This window comes from Sodalis sp. RH22 (assembly GCF_047324165.1).
Lineage (GTDB): Bacteria > Pseudomonadota > Gammaproteobacteria > Enterobacterales > Enterobacteriaceae > Acerihabitans.
Window position 1 is genome coordinate 5,670,893 of record NZ_CP178731.1, and the last position, 16,466, is coordinate 5,687,358.

Sequence of the window (16,466 nt, forward strand, 5' to 3'; positions counted from 1 at the left end):
ATGTTGACTACCTTGCATGCTGTAGCAGTTTAATAACAAAAGCATCAATTTGGTGGATATCGTTGCCGATTTTTGTATTATCATTTTGCATAGTAGCTTGTTTTATATGTTGTTCCAGGGTTTCACATAACACCTTGCCCGGAACCAGGTTCAGCATGGCAAAGACGCCTTTGAGGCGGTGCGCGGTCTGGGCCAGAGCGCTCAGGTCGCCGCTCTCGGCTTCAGTATACAGCCTCTTGACGTCATCGGGTACTGTATCGACGAATAGCGGAAAATAGCCGCTCGAAAAGAGCTGTTCCAGGGCCGCGTTCTCCTGGTTCCCAGGCGTAGTATCCATGTCCCTGCCGCTATCCGCCTGGGCCAGCCTCAGCTCCATCAATTGTAGCATTGCGTCCAGCAGCGGACTGCTCAGATTATAATTAACCCGCAGACGGTACGGCGAAAGCGAGGTAATCGCCGGTTCGCCGCCGTGCAGCAAAATGGCGAAATCCTCCAGGCGATTGCTATCGTCGGTCAGCAGCAGGTCATGCTCCTGGACCAGATGGTGCTCATCGGGATACAGACATTTCCCCCCCCACTGGGTCACCATGGCGTTGACGATGGCGCGGACTTCCTCATTGGCGATATCCAGCAGTACCTGCGTATCCTCCAGGATCTTTTCCTGTTCATCCGCATCCTCGCCGCCGGCCGCCGGCGGCAGCTGCAGCCTGACCCGGTAGCGGGTGCCGATATCGGCCTTGCTATGGATATCCAGGCCGCCGCCCAGCTGTTTACACAGCTTCGAGCACAGGAACCAGGTCAGGGCCGACCCGCGCTGGTAATGATCTTCGCGCGCCCGGCTGACAAAGGGCTGGTGCAGGTTAGCCAGCTCTTCGGCGCTGATGCCGCTGCCGGTATCGCTGATGGTGCACAGCAAAATATCGGGGCGGGACGGGTCCTGATCCACGGATAAGACGATTTTGCCGTACTGGGTGCTGATAATGCTGTAATCCAGCAGCAGCGAAATGATTTTTTTCACCGCCAGCGCGTCGCCCCAGTGCCGCTGGTTTAAAGGCAAATGGTAGTGGTGATACAGGGTCAGCCCTTTTTGCGCCACGGCGGGCAAACGCTCCACCAACAGGGCGTCGATAAGTTCCGCCAGCGAAAAGTCCGCCGGATTCGGCTGCCAGTCCTTAATTTCCAGCGCCGTCAGCAGGCGCAGGTTATCAAACAGCGCGGCCAGGCGCGAGGACTCGCATTTCAGGCCCGCCAGGCAACGCTTGCGATCCTCGTCGGTCGCGGCGTGCTCCAGGGCATCGGTTAATTCATTTATCACCATCAGCGGGCGGCTTAACTCATTCTGGAAGTTGGTGAGAATGGCGCGCCGCGCCTGGTGGTTTTTCGCCAGCTCCTGCTGCGCCTGCTGCAGCCTTTTATTCACCAGCACTTCTTTATCGTGATCCAGCAGTTGGAACAGATAGGTCTCCGGGGAAAGCTGGCTTTTGAACATGCGGATTTCATACACTTCGTTATTGACCGTCGCCTGGATGATGCCCTGGTGGCTTTCGGCCAGGTTGGCGATTTTTTGCAGGCTGAGATGGGGCAGCAGATGATCGCCGATCTTATTGCTGGCGACCAGGGTGTTATCGCTGAAATCGTACACCAGCAGCCCCAGGGGCAGATTGGCTATCACTTCCTCGCTTAGGATACGGTGGGATTTCAAATCGTGCGCCATATTCGCGCGCGGGCGCAGGAAATGCTGGCGCACCAGGTAAACGCCCAGCAACGAGAGGGCGATCATCAGCAGCTCAATGGCAACCGGCCAGATATTATTGCGCAGCAGATCAAGGATCAGGCCGCCCAGCGGCACGCGGTACACCAGATTCAGCGGCGCATTGCTAAACCGGGCGGTGATGGCGAGCGCCGACCCGGTTATCACGCTGGTTGCCGGCTGCGCGTTGTCCTGCTCGTCTTCCTCGTCGTCATTGGCCGCGCCGGCGCCGACCAGGGAGAAATTGGCCCGCGCCATGTTCAGCGGGATCACATCGCTGACCGGCAGATCGAAGGCGACGATGGTGGCCAGATGCCCCGGCTGGTTGATGATGATCCGGTGAGTAAAGTAGTAGTCGTTCTGGAAACGGTATTTGCGCAGCGGCGAAAAACTTTCGCGTTCATCAAGGATATTAGCCTGCTGCAGCATTTCGGCCCGACGGGATTTTACCAGGGCGCTGATAAAGCTGTCTTCGAAACGCGGCGCGATATCCCGCAGCGGCTGCGTGGAAATCAGCGTCAGGCTGTTGTCGACGCCGTTGAGATAAAATAAAGAGTAGTTATTGCTCTCGCCGCCCCACAGCACGTCCAGGTAATCCGACATCTTCACCGCCGTGGCCAGGGTGGCGCTTTCATGGGCGCCAAAGATCAGTCCGTCGGTTTTTCGATGGGGTTTTTCAATGTAGAACACATCGGGACGCAGGCGGGTTTCGTGAATATTCCCAAGCGTCATGTCGACCGGGCCAGTACCGGTGGATTGCTCATAGAGGCGATCCGCCACGAAACGGTAGGTATCGATGCGTTTTTGCAGCGCCACGGTGATGGTGGTCATGCTGTGCTTTTTTTCAATGATATAGGCATTAACGGCATGCAGGCCAAACAGCCATAACGACAGCAGCAATAATAAAATAAACACCACCAGGCCGCGGGTGAGCGCGGCCGGTGTCAGGGTCAGGTTCTTGATTTGCATATTTTTTTATCACCGGCTTTCTTTATCGGGTCACCCGGCGCGCGCTCAGGGTAACCACCAGAAGTAACAATGCGACGCAGCCGAACGCGGTGAACAGGCTGGTCAAATGGGCAATAAAGCCGATCAGCGCCGGGCCGGCCAGGATACCGGCGTAACCGACGCCGGAAATGGCCGCCAGAGCAAGATTAGGCGGCATATCCGTTTGGGTGCCCACGACGCTGAACAGCAGCGGCACCAGGTTGGCGGCGCCCAGTCCCACCAGCATAAAACCCAACAGCGTCACCAGCGGCTGATCGATGAAAATGGCCAGCCACAGCCCGGCGGAGGCGCACAAGCTGCCGGCCGCCAGGGTGCGGAACCGGCCGATGGCGTTGATAAGCCGGTCGCCGTTCAGGCGCCCAACGGTCATGGCGATGGAGAACAAGACATAGCCCAGGCCGCCTCTGGCGCTGTCAAGCCCACGCTCGACGGTCAGGAACAAGGCGCTCCAGTCCAGCATCGCGCCTTCGGCCAGGAACAGGATAAAACAGAGCAGTCCGATAAACAGCACTTTCCCGCGCGGGCGTACGAACAGCGGGCCGGGATCGTTTTCCTGCGGTTGCGCCAGCAGGTCTCCCGCGGCGTACAGCAGCAAGGCCACAATCGCCAGGTCGGCGACGGCAATCGACCAGAACGGCGTACATCCAAGCCACAGCAGAATACTGACCAGACCGGCGCCGGCAATGCCGCCGATGCTGAAAAAACCGTGAAATCCCGACATCATGGCCCGGCCGCTGGCTTTTTCCACCGTCACCGCCTGGATATTCATGCTGATGTCCATGGCGCCGAGCGCCGCGCCGAACAGCAACAGGGCGACGCCAAGGGATACCGGGGCGGCCGCCAGCGCCAGGGCCGGCAGCGTCAGGCAAAGCAATACGCCGGCGCCGGTAATCATCCGCCGGCAGCCGAGCCTGGCGGCCAGCGGCGCCGCCAGCGGCATGGCCAGCAGCGAACCGATGCCCAGGCACAGCAGCAGCATGCCGAGGGCGGCGTCATCAATATCCAGGCGCAGCTTGGCGAAGGGAACCAGCGGCGCCCAGGCCGACATGCCGAAGCCGGCGATAAAAAAAACGATCCGCGTGGCGATACGTACCGGCAGGCCGATGTGCTGCTGCGTATTATAAGTCGTGGTCATGAAGCTTTCCGCATATCCTGCCTGGAATCAAAGAGTAAAGCGGCGCCGTTATGCACGGCCGCCGCCGCTGTCGCCGCCCCGACGCTCAAGCCACAGCGCGATCACCTGTACGATATAGTCTTGTTGCGCGGCGCTCAGCGCCTGTCCTTTCGCGATGCCGTGCCATTTTTCCAGGCATCCCCGGCAGCAGGTGGCGGTGGCGTGCTGGGCGACAAATACCGGATGGCCACGCCAGGGCGTTTGCTTGCCGTCTTTGGTCGGGAGCGCCGGCGCCAGCCGGGCGGCGATAAAATCACGCGCATGGGCAAGCACCACCGCCATACCTTTATTATGCAGGTAGGTAAGGTCTTTTTCATTAAGCCGGAATGTTGACCGGAAAGCGGAGCGCTGTAAGCGCTCCCAAAGGATGTCGAAATTCTGATCTTGTCCCATGGTGCCCCTTGCTGTCCTGCGGTGTGGCCGTAAATCCCCGGTATCCGGGAAAATGACGGCATAAAGTGTAGCATGCCCAGCGCCGGATAACGAAGTACGCCTTGCAAGGCGGGGCCGGCTGAGGCGGCGGGGACGCGTGCCCGGGCAGGGTACGCCGGTGGGGGGCGCGGTAAAAATAAATGATTTTTAATGTGATCAATATCGTATTTTTTTATATTCCTTTTCATGTTATAGCGGATGAATAATAAATTACCCGATAATTAAATTGATGTTTATAAAAAGAACTTTAGGTAAAAATGATGTCGGGCGGCAATAACGATTTATTTTCTAACATTTATTAATAAATGTTAATATTTTCACGATACGCCAAAAAAAAAGCCGGTCTTCTAACCGGCGAGGGAAAAAACATCAGTGATGAGAGTAACAATGAAAATTAATGATGATAGCGTAGATAATATTAGTTAAAAATAAATTCATTTTTTGCCAGAAAGTGCTATTGATGACTGATGGTTTTATCCTATTGATATTAATCGATAAAATAAATGTTTTGTCGACATTTTCATCTGGGGAACGCCGCCGGATGACGGGTGAAAATGGGATAAGTTCCCTTCGGGAAACATGACTAAATATAACCCTTGCATTTTGAAACATTGTAAGCCACTTGGTATCATTTTATCGCTAGTATAAAAATGCATTTAACGCAAAATGAAATGGCTTATCGAGGCGTAATAAATCCTGTAAGCACCCAAAACAATGGTGGCCAAAGATAATAAATATTTGAGGATAAAAGAATGAAACTTCACGTTCTCTCCCTGCTCATACCCGCATTGCTGGCCGCCGGTTCGGCCGGCGCGGCAGAAATCTACAATAAAGACGGCAATAAACTGGATCTGTACGGCTCACTGCATGGTTTACACTACTTTTCCGATAATGACGGCAACGACGGCGACAAAACCTACACCCGTATCGGCTTCAAAGGCGAAACGCAGATCAATGACCAGCTCACCGGCTACGGCCAGTGGGAATATGAAATCAAGGCCAACAATACCGAAGGCAGCGATTCTACCGACGGCGACCACACCCGCTATGGTTTCGCCGGGGTGAAATTCGGCGACTACGGCTCGTTTGACTATGGCCGTAATGACGGCGTGCTGTACGATGTCGCCGCCTTTACCGATTTGCAGCCTGAGTTTGACGGTTCCACCTATGGCGCCGATCAATTTATGTTCCAGCGCACCAGCGGCGTGGCGACCTATCGCAATAACAACTTCTTTGGCCTGGTGGATGGCCTGAAATTCGCCCTGCAGTATCAGGGCAAGAATGCCGACCCGGAAGAATCGGCAAACGGGCGCGATGTATTGGGACAAAACGGCGAAGGCTACGGCATGTCCCTAAGCTACGATCTCGGCATGGGCGTCAGCGCGGCGGGGGCCTTTTTTAACTCGAAACGTACCGACGACCAGAACGGCGCGCGCAATTACAATACCATTATGGGACGCGGGGACCGCGCGGAAGGCTACTCGGGCGGGTTAAAATACGATGCCAACCAGGTTTACGTGGCGGTCATGTTTACCCAGTCCTATAACGCGGCGCCTTTCGGTTCCAGCGACTCAAGCGTGTACGGCTACGCCAACAAAGCGCAAAGCTTCGAAGCCTATGCGGATTATAAGTTTGATTTCGGACTGGTGCCGTTCGTGGGCTATAACCAGACCCGGGGCAAGGATCTTGGCCGCGCCGGCGACAACAATACCTATCAAAATGAAGATTTGGTGAAGTTTGTCGACCTGGGCGCCAGTTATTACTTTAATAAAAATATGTCCACCTATGTTGATTACAAGATCAATTTGATGGACGACAATAACTTTACCGATGCCGCCGGCATTAATACCGACGATGTGGTGGCGGTAGGCCTGGTGTATCAATTCTAAGCAGCGTGCGGGAAAGGGGGCGGGCGCGCCCTTTCCCGTTATGGGGCATTATTCCGGCGGTTGAGTTAAATAAATCATAAACAACACGCATTGGCCGCGATGTGAAAAACAGAGATATAGAAATATATTAGCTCGATAATAAAATAATTTAATTTCTTTTTGCGCGCTGTTTGATTCGAACACAAAAAATATGATATTATTTTAACTATTTGATATTTAACGAATTAAAAATTAATTTTAAAAATATTTATCCCGTATTGGCCAATAAATAAAAACCCACTCTCATTTATCCTCTATTTATATTGCTGCTTTAATATCCATTTCCTGTGGTTGAATAGCAAAATTCGATTAGGTATTATCGCGGCTCATGTCAAAATCCATTTTTTTAGCGGATCATTTTTCCCTGCCGAAAACAGGATTATTTATCTGGCAGTGCTGCAATAATTTTATACACCGAGGATATTATAATGAAACTACGTCTTAATTATGCCCTGATGCCGGCATTAGTTTTTACCGGCGCGGCGGGCGCAGCCGAGATCTACAATCGGGACGGTCAGAAGCTGCATTTAAACGGTACTTTGGCTGGAGTGCATTATTTTAAAAATAATAGTTCCGATAGTGATGAATCATATATGCGCTTCGGTTTTCGCGGTGAAACCCAGGTCAACGATCTGCTTACCGGTTATGCCGAATGGCAATACCAGGCGCAACTGGCCCGGGGTGAAAAGGACGAATCACGGGACAGCACCACCCGTTTGGGTTTCGTGGGGCTGAAGTACGGCGATTATGGCTCGTTCGATTACGGTCGCAACTGGGGCGTCCTGTACGATGTACTTTCCTACACCGATAAGCTGCCGGAGTTTGGCGGCTTTTTCCAGGCCGACGGTTATCTCGCCCAGCGGGCGAGCAACCTGGCCACCTACCGTAATACGGGCTTCTTCGGCCTGGTGGACGGGCTTGACGTCGCGCTGCAATACCAGGGCGCCAACGCCGCCGGCAAAAAGAAAGGCGAGGGCCGCGGCCGCGGCGCGGCCAACGGCAATGGTTATGGCATGTCCCTGGGTTATGATTTGGGCCGGGGTTTAAGCGCCGCCGGCGCGTTCAGCAGCGCCAGCCGCACCGAAGGCCAGAGGAAACTGGCCTATGGCGGCGGCGACGGCAGGGTTAACGCCTATTCGGGTGCGCTCAAATATGACGACAAAAACCTCTACCTGGCGGTGATGTATACCCAAAGCTATAATCTGGTGCGGTTCGGCGAATTCAAGGATGATAAAAAAGTCAGCGGCTTTGCGCATAAGGCGCAAACTCTGGAAATGGTGGCGCAGTATATGTTTGATTTCGGTCTTACGCCGTCGCTGGCCTATCTCTGGACCACGGGGCGCAATATTGAAAAATACGGGCGCCAGGATCTGCAAAAGTTTATCGATATCGGCGCCACCTATAATTTCAACAAGAATTTGGCGACCCATATTGATTATAAAATCAACCTGCTGGGCGGCAATACCTTTACTCAGGAAGCTGAAATTCATCGGGGGAATATCGTTGCGGCGGGGCTGACGTATCAGTTCTGAGCAAGGCTGGGTTGGCAACGCCCGCCGGAGCGGCGGCAGGACGGCAGGCTGCCTGTCCTGCCCGCGTTCCGCCTGTGGGCGGACTCAGGGGCGCTGAGGCCCGCCATGGCCAGGCGCTAACGGTGCCGCTGGCGAATCAGCGATTTCTTCCGCGTATCTTTAACTGCCATAACCAATGAAAATATCGCAATGCCGAGCAATACGGCGATGAGAATCAAATTCTGCATTGTCTTTGCCCTCTATTACACTTACAAAAAGTGATTTTGCGGGAATTTACCCTGGGCCGCCATCGGAGCATTCTGTATAACAGTTGAAAAAACAACAACAATACTGTTTCGCTTCCACTATTCTACATAGATGGCGCGGCTGATTCCGCATTACCTGTCCGTGCCTGCCTGCCCCCTCGGGGATCGGTTATCACTTGCCCATCATGGCTTAAGGGAAATGATTTATGACATTATCTGCATTATTTCGTCATGCGGCGTTAGGCGCGGCCGCCGTGCTGGCGCTGTCGGTCACCGCTTTTTCCGTCCAGGCCGCCCAGGCGCCGGCCAAAGTGACCTTTGTCCAGGAATGGCCGGTGGCGGACGGCTTCTGGATCCCCTGGACGCTGGGTAAAGCCAAGGGTTTTTATCTGGAAGAGGGGATTGACCTGAATATCGTCGCGCCGCCCACGGTGGCCGATACCATGAAATTTCTCGGCACCGGCCGTGCCGACGTGGCGTTTACCACGGTGATGGACATCATTTTCGCCAAGGAGCAAGGCGCCCCGGTCATCGCCATCGGCCGTTACGGCAGCGGCAATAACTGGGGGATTTTTACGCCGCAGGGTAAGCCGGTAACCGTCGCTGAACTGAAGGGTAAAAAAATCGGCATCTATAATGACGCCTGGACCAAGGCGCAGCTGTCGCTGATGTTGAAAAGCGCCGGGATGACGCTTGACGACGTGCAGATGGTTGCCGCCGCGGATGATACCGTGCCGCTGCTGCTGCAAAACCGGGTGGACGCCACCACCGGCATCACCAACGCCGAAGGGACGGAAATAGCCGTCACCACCGGCAAAAAGCCGGAGTACCTGGCGGCCACGGCGCACGGCGTGCCCGATACGCCGATCTTTATGTTTGCCGGCAACCAGCAGTGGCTTAATAAAAATCCGCAGCTGGCCAAGGCCTTTATGCGTGCCACCGCCAAAAGCATCCGTTATGCCATCGAGCACCCCGACGAAGGCACGGCGGCTTTTGCCGCCCAGTACAGTAAAGCCTATGATCCCGCCTTCGTGAAACAGCAGTGGCAGGACACCATGGCGATACTGGGCAAACCGGGCAAGGACCAGCTCAGGCTGGACGATAGCGCCTGGAGCGCGCTGCTGGGCGCCGTTACCAGCCTTGGCATTGTCAAGCAGACGCTGCCCGCCGCTCAGTACTATACCAACGACTACCTGCCGCAGGAATAAGCCGGCTTCGGCGAGGCAACCCCGTCGCGCGGCGCGTCCCCGCCGGCGGTTTTGGCCAGCGCCCGCTCGATGCGCTCCGTCCCCAGCGCAAAGGGCAGCCGCGCGGCGTTGTCCGCCGAAATTTTCACCCCCAGCGCAATCTGTTTAATGCGCTGGTCAATCGCGTCGGTGATGCCCAGCTGCCGCAGGGTGAGCGGCGTGGAAAACAGCGTCAGCAACTGCAATAAATGGGCCTGCGCCGCCAGGCTGTCCGGCCGGTCGTCGTCCAGATAGGACTGTACCACCAGCCCGAATCCCACCAGTTCGCCATGCAAAAATCCGTGCAGATCGGGATGGTAGGTCATGCTGTTGTGCACGGCGTGGGCGACGCCGATACGGGGAATTTCATCGCGCATGCTGTTGGCCATGCCGGCCAGGGCAATCACCCCGTCCAATACCCGGGCCAGCACCGGCGTGGCCAGGCCGGCCTCATTATCGGCCAGCGCCTGCGCGCCCGACTGCTCAAATATATCCAGCGCCAGTTTTGCCGCCTGCGCCTTGAGCACCAGCGACAGGCTGCTGTCGTCCCGGCGCAGGTAAGGCTCGAACTCATACCATTTGGCCAGCGCGTCCACAATACCGGCCTTCAGGTAGCGCACCGGCGTGGCGGCGATAATCGCGCTGTCCACCAGCACCCATTCCGGGGTGCGCTGCAACGGCATGGAGTTCAGATGGCCGCCGGCCTCGGTGTATAGCACCGAAATCGGCGACCAGGCGGCGCATGTGGCGGCAATGGTGGGCACGGTGATAAGCGGCAGTTGTCCGCAGGATTCGGCGATACCCTTGGCCGTGTCCAGCACTTTACCGCCGCCGACGCCGATAACCAGCCTGATGTCCTGCGCCTGCGCCTGGGCGCTGAAGGCGGCGATAGTGGCGCGGGTACATTCGCCCTGTAAAAAATAGCGCTGGAAACCGATGCCGTGGGCGCTGAAGCTGGCTTCCAGCGCCGGCTGCGTTGCCTGCCAGGCGCGCGGGCTGGTAATGATCATCACCCGTTCGCGCGTTATTGGCGCGACGTAGTCGCCGATGCGGTTAATCAGTCCGGCTTCGTTAAGGTAATTCTGGGGTGCTTTAACCACAATCACGATATGTCTCTCCTTGCCAGCCGGCCCGGCCGGCGTGGGTTTATAGGGCGGATGCCCCGCGCTATTTCTGCATGCCCCAGCGCTTGACGGTGACGCGCTCGAGGGTGGTGAAAATCAGGCCTTCCACCAGTAAGCCGATAATGATCACCGAAATCAGCCCGGCAAAAACCCGATCGGTAAAGAGTTCGTTGCGGTTCTGGAAAATATACCAGCCCAGCCCGCCCTTGCCGCTCGACGCGCCGAACACCAGCTCGGCGGCAATCAGGGTGCGCCAGGCAAAAGCCCAGCCGATTTTCAGGCCGGACAGAATCGAGGGCAGGGCGGCGGGAATCAGGATATGCCAGACGTAGCGCAGGCCGCGCAGTCCGTAATTGCGGCCGGTCATGCGCAGCGTATCGGAGACCCCGAGGAAACCGGTATAGGTATTCACCGCCATCGGCCACATCACTGAATGCACCAGCACGAAAATCAGGCTGTTTTCCCCCAGGCCGAACCACAGCAGCGCCAGCGGCAGCAGCGCGATGGCGGGCAAAGGATTAAACATCGAGGTCAGGGTGCTTAATATATCCCGGCCGAGACGGGTCGATACCGCCAGGGAGCTTAACGCCAGCGCAAGCAGGGTGCCGATGGCGTAGCCCTTGATCAGGGTGCCCAGCGACAGGCCGATCTTGGCCGGCAGTTCGCCGCTGGCCATATCCTGGGTAAAGGCGGTAAAGGTCTGGATAAAGCCGGGCAGCAGCAGATCGTTGTTTTGCCACCGGGCGGCGATTTCCCACAGCGCTATCAGCACCAGCAGGATGGCCGTTTTGCGCAGCCAGGTAAGATTCCACAGCCGTGTCGACCAGGGCAGCGGCGTAGCCAGGCTCAGTTCGGCTATCGGCGGCAGATCCCGCTGATATTCGGGGCGTATCGGAGGATTTTTGGTCATGGCAACGCTTCCTGACGGTATGGCTTAGGGCTAAAAATGATCATCGCGCGCCGCCGACCACTTTAAACCGTGGTTTGTCCGCGACCGCGCGATCGGTCTGGGACGCCGCCGGATCGCTGAATAACAGGTCGTGGATGCGGCGCGCGGCCTGCTGGAAATCGCTGCCGCCGAAGTCGTTGATGCCGAACTGATGGCTGTTCATCTCCGCGCGCACCCGTCCTGGATGGGGCGACAGCAGCAGGATGCGGCTGCCGACCACCAGCGCTTCCTCAATGGAATGGGTAACGAACAGCAGGGTAAAGCGCACCTCTTCCCATAGCGCCAGCAATTCCTCCTGCATTTTGCGCCTGGTCAGGGCGTCGAGGGCGGCGAAAGGTTCGTCCATCAGCAGTACCTTCGGCTCCATCGCCAGCGCCCGGGCGATGGCGACCCGTTGTTTCATGCCGCCCGACAGGGTATGGGGATAAGCATCGGCAAACGCCGTCAGCCCCACCTTGTCGAGAAAATACCCGGCGCGTTCACGGGCTTCGGGCCGCCGGGCCTTGCCGCTCGCCAGCAGCGGGAACATGACGTTTTCCAGCACGGTTTTCCAGGGCGGCAGCTGATCGAACTCCTGAAACACCATTAGCCGGTCCGGCCCGGGCTGCGTGACGCGTTCGCCGTCCAGCAGAATGCTGCCGCCGACCGCGGGCAAAAAACCCCCCACGGCTTTCAGCAGGCTCGATTTGCCGCAGCCCGACGGCCCCAGCAACACAAAACGATCGGCCGGGAAGACATCAAAACTGACATCATGGGTGGCCCGCACCACGCGCTGGCGCGTGCGGTATTCCAGGTTCAAAGCGCCTACCCGCAACAGCGGCGCGTTATCCGGAGCCTGCTGGATATGTAATGTCATGGTGCGTTTTCCTTTTAACCGGAAGCCCGGATTCAACTGCCGGGCAGGGCGTAGGCTTCGGGGAAGAAGTAATCCTTCCACGAGCCGGCGCTGTTTTTCAGGATGCCGAGTTCATGCAGTTTTTCCGCGTAGACAAAGGTTTTCTGCGGCGCGATGGTAAAGTCATTTTCCGGATCGTTGACAATTTTCTCGATAAGCTCCAGCGGCAGATGGGATTGCTCTACGCGAATATAGGTCTTGGCCGCCGCGTTTTTATCGGCTTTGATGATCTGCTCCGCCTCGGCCAGGGCGTCAAAAAACGCCTTATAGGTTTTCGGGTTTTCGTCATGGAATTTTTCGGTGGCGTACAGCAGGTTAAACGTGCCTTTGCCGCCCAGCACATCGTAGGAGCTCAGTATTTTGTGGATATTGGCATGTTCCAGCGCCTGGTACTGAAACGGCGGGCTGGAAAAATGCGCGGTAATTTCCGCGCCGCCCGAGATAAGCGCGCTGGTCGCGTCGGGATGCGGCAGGCTCAGGGTAATGCTGTCGTATTTTTTATATTCCGCGTTGCCGAACAGGCGCGCGGTTTCAATTTGCAGGGTGCGGGATTGAAACCCTACCCCGGCGGCGGGGACGGCGATCCGGTCTTTATCGCTCAGGTCGCTGACGCTTTTCACCGCCGGATTATTGCTCAGCAGGTAATTGGGCATGGAGCCGAGAGCGGCCACCGCCTTGACATTCTGTTTGCCGCGGGTGCGGTCCCAAACGGTCAGCGCCGGCGGCACCCCGGCGGAGGCCACGTCCAGCGCGCCGGTCAGCAACGCTTCGTTCATCGCCGTGGCGCCGGAAATGCTGTGCCAGTCCACTTTGATATCCAGGCCCTGCTCTTTGCCGTGCTTTTCAATCAGCTGCTGGTCGCGCACCACATCAAGGATCAGATAGCCGATGCCGAACTGCTGCGCGATGCTGATGGTGCCTTCCGCCCGCGCCGGGACGCTGCCCAGGAAAATACCGCAGGCGGCAATGATGCCGATACCTTTGAACAAAACATTCATTAATGTTATCCCAGAATAAGAGAAGAAAATGATTCCTGCCATCATAAAGTGATGCGGTGATAATTGTTAAATCGTTTTTTGGAATAAATTAGAAGCAGATGTTTATGCGTTATTTAACTTTGCTTAGTGCATTAATGGCAATAAACGATAATAACCTAAAGTCATTTTACGTCTATCGATAGTTAATTGTTGTCTTTGGGTGGAAAGTTCTTCGGCGATATAGTGGCGGCAACGATTAAGCATGATGTTCATGGCAATAAACAGGGCGCCGTGCAACGCCAGGAGAATATAACGTGCCGCTTTTCCAGCATTCCTTTTTACGCGACTATGTCGCCGCCCGGCTGACGGATATCAAGGTCGCGCCTGACGTGGCCGCCATGGTGGCGGATAATCTGGTGGACGCCTGCCTGAAAGGGCATGACTCCCACGGCGTGACCATGTTGCCGCGCTATATCGCCGCCATCGCCGAAGGCGGACTGCATCCCGATGCCCGCGCCACCGTCACCCTTGACGCGGGCGCCGTGCTGTCTTTCAACGGCGGCCAGGGGTTCGGCCAGGTGGTGGGGCGCCAGGCCATGGATGCCGGCATACGGCGCGCCGGGGAATACGGTGTCGCGGTTATCGGCCTGGCCGACGCCCACCATCTGGGACGCATCGGCGCCTGGGCGGAACAGGCGGCGCAGGCCGGGCTGGTCTCCATCCACTTTGCCAATGTCAACAGCCGTTCGCCGGTGATGCCCTGGCAGGGGGTGCAGCCGCGCCTGGGCACCAACCCGTTTTGCGTCGGCATTCCGGTGGCGGGGGGGCATCCGCTGATCCTGGATTTCGCCACCAGCATTATCGCCGGCAATAAGGCGCGGCTGGCCTGGAACGCCGGCCAGCCATTGGCGCCGGGATGCATCGTCGATGATAAAGGGCAGCCCGCCGTCGACCCGCGCTGGCTGATGACCGAACCCTTCGGCGCGCTGCTGCCGTTCGGCCAGCATAAAGGGTCGGGCCTGTCGGTGGTTTGCTCGCTCCTCGGCGCGGCGCTGACCGGCGGCATGACCGAGCGCCATGACAACCGGGATAAGCAGCGCATCCTCAACAGCATGCTGTCGATCGTTATCGACCCGGAAAAACTGGGCGGCGCCGACAGCTATCGCCGGGAAATCGCCGGCTTGCTCGATTGGGTGCGCAGCTCCCGCGACGACAACGCCTTATTATTGCCCGGCGACGCCGAGCAGGAAAAATATCAACAACGCCTCAGCCAGGGCCTATTTATCGATGAGACCAGCTGGCGGCAACTGGCGGCGCTGGCAACCCCCGGCGTCGCGACACTCTGATTGTTCATTCTCGCTCTCAATCCAGGAAAAACATTATGCATCTGGCCCGTTTTCCCCGTCTGACCCTTGGACAGTTCCCCACTCCCTTGGAAGCCTTGCCCAATTTAAGCCGCTACCTCGGCGGTCCGACCCTGTATATCAAGCGCGACGATAACACCGGCCTGGCGAGCGGCGGCAACAAAACGCGTAAACTGGAATTCCTGCTGGCCGACGCGGTACGCCAGGAGGCCGACGTGGTGATAACCCAGGGGGCGACCCAATCCAATCATGTCCGCCAGACCATTGCCGGCGCCGCCAAACTTGGCCTGAAAACGCAGGTTCTGCTGGAAACGCGGGTGGACCGGTTCGGCGAAGATTACCAACGCTCCGGCAATATCCTGCTGGATAACCTGCTTGGCGGCGCCATCGTAGAACATCTGCCGGCCGGCAGCGATATGCAGGCGGCCATGGAACGGCTAGCCGACACCCTGCGCGCCCAGGGCCACCGGCCGTACGTCATCCCGGGCGGCGGCTCCAATCCCATCGGCGCGCTGGGCTATGCGGCCTGCGCCGAGGAACTGCTTTACCAGTCAAGCCAACAGCGGCTGCGCATTGATCATATCGTCCACGCCACCGGCAGCACCGGCACCCAGGCGGGCCTGGTCAGCGGGCTGGAAGCCAGCAACAGCGGCATTCCGGTGCTGGGCATCAGCGTGCGCGCCCCCAAGGCCAAACAGGAAGAAAATGTCTATGCGCTGGCCTCCCGCACCTGGCAATTGCTTGGCGCGCGCGGCGAACTGCCCCGCGATCGCATCAAGGTCAACAGCGATTATGTGGGGGAAGGGTACGGCCTGCCCACCGACGGTACCCTGGAAGCCCTGCGCCTGCTGGCGCAGCTCGAGGGCATCTTGCTCGACCCGGTCTATACCGGCAAGGGTATGGCGGGGTTGATCGACCTGATTCGCCAGGGGCAGTTCAAGCCGGGTGAGAATGTGGTCTTTATCCATACCGGCGGCTCGGCGGGACTGTTCGGCTATCGCCAATTGCTGGAGCAGTCGCAGCAATGAGCCGTTTCCTGCTGGGGATCCTGGGGGGGATGGGGCCGCTGGCCACCGTCGACCTGATGCAGAAAATCATCGAGGAAACCCCCGCGCACAGCGATCAGCAGCATGCGCCGGTGGTGGCCTGGAACGTACCGCAAGTCGCCGACCGGCAGCAGGCGCTGGCCGGCACCGGTCCGTCGCCGCTGCCGCAGCTACTGCACGGCGTGCGCCGGCTCAACGGCGCCGGCGCCAGCCATATCCTTATCGCCTGCAATACCGCCCACCACTGGTATGGCGAGCTGGCGGCGGCCAGCCGTGCGCCGCTGCTGCATATTGCCGACGCCACGCTGGACAGCCTGCGTCCGGAGCGGGGCGAACGGATAGGGCTCATCGCCACGCAGGGCACGCTGGACGCCGGCTGGTTCCAGCAGCGCATCGCCGCGCTGGGCGGCGAAACGCTGACGCCGCTGCCGCAGGAGATGCGGGAATGGTTTGTGCCCGGCTGCTATGCGGTAAAACGCGGCGATCTGCGCGGCGGCGGCGAGCTATTGTCTCGTCTTGCGCAGGCGCTGGCGGCGCGTGGCGCCGCACGCCTGATCCTGGCCTGCACCGAGGTGCCGCCGGCCTTTGCGGCCATCGACTCACCCTGGCGGTCGGTAAGCGTTGACCCGACCCGGGCGCTGGCCCGGGCCGCCGTCCGGCATTGGCTGGCGTACCGCGACGGCGTCTGATTGACTTAGCGGCTAAAGGCAAAAGCTTAGAAAAATTTTTGCTTTAGCCGCCGCATGCGCAGCGCCGTCGCCGGCTGATAATGTCCGGCCAAAAAAGATAAAATTTAACCTACTGTTAATCCTGTCT

The 16,466-nt window shown here is 57.9% G+C and carries 13 protein-coding genes; 6 read left to right on the forward strand and 7 right to left on the reverse strand.

Translation table 11 applies throughout. From position 1 onward, the window contains the following. Positions 1-7: 7 nt before the first annotated feature. The 3 genes from rcsD to ACL2XN_RS25830 are packed head-to-tail and all read right to left on the reverse strand — an operon-like array spanning position 8 to position 4,325. Positions 8-2,719 carry a phosphotransferase RcsD gene (gene rcsD, locus ACL2XN_RS25820; protein WP_413723321.1) on the reverse strand — a complete coding sequence of 904 codons (2,712 nt, stop codon included), beginning with the start codon at positions 2,717-2,719 and terminating at the stop codon, positions 8-10. A gap of 22 nt (positions 2,720-2,741) precedes the next feature. Continuing rightward, positions 2,742-3,893 carry an MFS transporter gene (locus tag ACL2XN_RS25825; RefSeq protein ID WP_413729746.1) on the reverse strand — a complete coding sequence of 384 codons (1,152 nt, stop codon included), beginning with the start codon at positions 3,891-3,893 and terminating at the stop codon, positions 2,742-2,744. 48 nt (positions 3,894-3,941) lie between these two features. Further along, entirely contained in the window at positions 3,942-4,325 is a 384-nt protein-coding gene (locus ACL2XN_RS25830; protein ID WP_413723319.1) for a DUF4186 domain-containing protein, read from the reverse strand. A 791-nt stretch (positions 4,326-5,116) separates the two neighbouring features. Between ACL2XN_RS25830 and ompC the strand changes: the two genes are divergently transcribed. The 3 genes from ompC (at position 5,117) to ACL2XN_RS25845 (ending at position 9,277) form a co-directional block, all read left to right on the forward strand. Continuing rightward, positions 5,117-6,253, forward strand: coding sequence for a porin OmpC (gene ompC, locus ACL2XN_RS25835; RefSeq protein ID WP_413729747.1), 1,137 nt, complete (start codon positions 5,117-5,119; stop codon positions 6,251-6,253). 467 nt (positions 6,254-6,720) lie between these two features. Further along, a complete protein-coding gene (locus tag ACL2XN_RS25840; protein ID WP_413723317.1) occupies positions 6,721-7,824 on the forward strand; it encodes a porin in 1,104 nt (367 codons plus the stop codon). 451 nt (positions 7,825-8,275) lie between these two features. Next, the gene (locus tag ACL2XN_RS25845) at positions 8,276-9,277 is read left to right on the forward strand and encodes an ABC transporter substrate-binding protein (protein ID WP_410014242.1); all 1,002 of its coding nucleotides are present in this window, start codon (positions 8,276-8,278) and stop codon (positions 9,275-9,277) included. Here ACL2XN_RS25845 and ACL2XN_RS25850 read toward each other — a convergent pair. From ACL2XN_RS25850 to ACL2XN_RS25865, 4 genes are all read right to left on the reverse strand, one after another. Further along, on the reverse strand, positions 9,259-10,401 hold the full coding sequence (locus tag ACL2XN_RS25850) for an iron-containing alcohol dehydrogenase family protein (protein ID WP_410014243.1): 1,143 nt from the start codon (positions 10,399-10,401) through the stop codon (positions 9,259-9,261). The two genes, ACL2XN_RS25845 and ACL2XN_RS25850, sit on opposite strands and share 19 nt — an antisense overlap. A 61-nt stretch (positions 10,402-10,462) precedes the next feature. Further along, a complete protein-coding gene (locus ACL2XN_RS25855; protein WP_410014244.1) occupies positions 10,463-11,329 on the reverse strand; it encodes an ABC transporter permease in 867 nt (288 codons plus the stop codon). A 40-nt stretch (positions 11,330-11,369) separates the two neighbouring features. Continuing rightward, positions 11,370-12,224, reverse strand: coding sequence for an ABC transporter ATP-binding protein (locus ACL2XN_RS25860; protein ID WP_413723315.1), 855 nt, complete (start codon positions 12,222-12,224; stop codon positions 11,370-11,372). 32 nt (positions 12,225-12,256) lie between these two features. Further along, positions 12,257-13,261, reverse strand: coding sequence for an ABC transporter substrate-binding protein (locus tag ACL2XN_RS25865; protein ID WP_410014246.1), 1,005 nt, complete (start codon positions 13,259-13,261; stop codon positions 12,257-12,259). A 293-nt stretch (positions 13,262-13,554) separates the two neighbouring features. Between ACL2XN_RS25865 and ACL2XN_RS25870 the strand changes: the two genes are divergently transcribed. From ACL2XN_RS25870 to ACL2XN_RS25880, 3 genes are read left to right on the forward strand one after another with little or no spacing between them, the layout of a single operon-like run. Further along, positions 13,555-14,586, forward strand: coding sequence for a malate/lactate/ureidoglycolate dehydrogenase (locus tag ACL2XN_RS25870; RefSeq protein ID WP_413729748.1), 1,032 nt, complete (start codon positions 13,555-13,557; stop codon positions 14,584-14,586). A 35-nt stretch (positions 14,587-14,621) separates the two neighbouring features. After that, entirely contained in the window at positions 14,622-15,632 is a 1,011-nt protein-coding gene (locus ACL2XN_RS25875; protein WP_413723313.1) for a D-cysteine desulfhydrase, read from the forward strand. After that, a complete protein-coding gene (locus ACL2XN_RS25880) occupies positions 15,629-16,339 on the forward strand; it encodes an aspartate/glutamate racemase family protein (RefSeq protein WP_413729749.1) in 711 nt (236 codons plus the stop codon). Before ACL2XN_RS25875 ends, ACL2XN_RS25880 begins: the two co-directional genes overlap by 4 nt. Positions 16,340-16,466 lie beyond the last annotated feature (127 nt).

Excerpts from the sequence above, each read along its gene's own strand:
- rcsD (WP_413723321.1), bottom strand. The coding sequence starts at position 2,719 with ATGCAAATCAAGAACCTGACCCTGACACCGGCCGCGCTCACCCGCGGC.
- ACL2XN_RS25825 (WP_413729746.1), bottom strand. The coding sequence starts at position 3,893 with ATGACCACGACTTATAATACGCAGCAGCACATCGGCCTGCCGGTACGT.
- ACL2XN_RS25830 (WP_413723319.1), bottom strand. The coding sequence starts at position 4,325 with ATGGGACAAGATCAGAATTTCGACATCCTTTGGGAGCGCTTACAGCGC.
- ompC (WP_413729747.1), top strand. The coding sequence starts at position 5,117 with ATGAAACTTCACGTTCTCTCCCTGCTCATACCCGCATTGCTGGCCGCC.
- ACL2XN_RS25840 (WP_413723317.1), top strand. The coding sequence starts at position 6,721 with ATGAAACTACGTCTTAATTATGCCCTGATGCCGGCATTAGTTTTTACC.
- ACL2XN_RS25845 (WP_410014242.1), top strand. The coding sequence starts at position 8,276 with ATGACATTATCTGCATTATTTCGTCATGCGGCGTTAGGCGCGGCCGCC.
- ACL2XN_RS25855 (WP_410014244.1), bottom strand. The coding sequence starts at position 11,329 with ATGACCAAAAATCCTCCGATACGCCCCGAATATCAGCGGGATCTGCCG.
- ACL2XN_RS25860 (WP_413723315.1), bottom strand. The coding sequence starts at position 12,224 with ATGACATTACATATCCAGCAGGCTCCGGATAACGCGCCGCTGTTGCGG.
- ACL2XN_RS25865 (WP_410014246.1), bottom strand. The coding sequence starts at position 13,261 with ATGAATGTTTTGTTCAAAGGTATCGGCATCATTGCCGCCTGCGGTATT.
- ACL2XN_RS25875 (WP_413723313.1), top strand. The coding sequence starts at position 14,622 with ATGCATCTGGCCCGTTTTCCCCGTCTGACCCTTGGACAGTTCCCCACT.
- ACL2XN_RS25880 (WP_413729749.1), top strand. The coding sequence starts at position 15,629 with ATGAGCCGTTTCCTGCTGGGGATCCTGGGGGGGATGGGGCCGCTGGCC.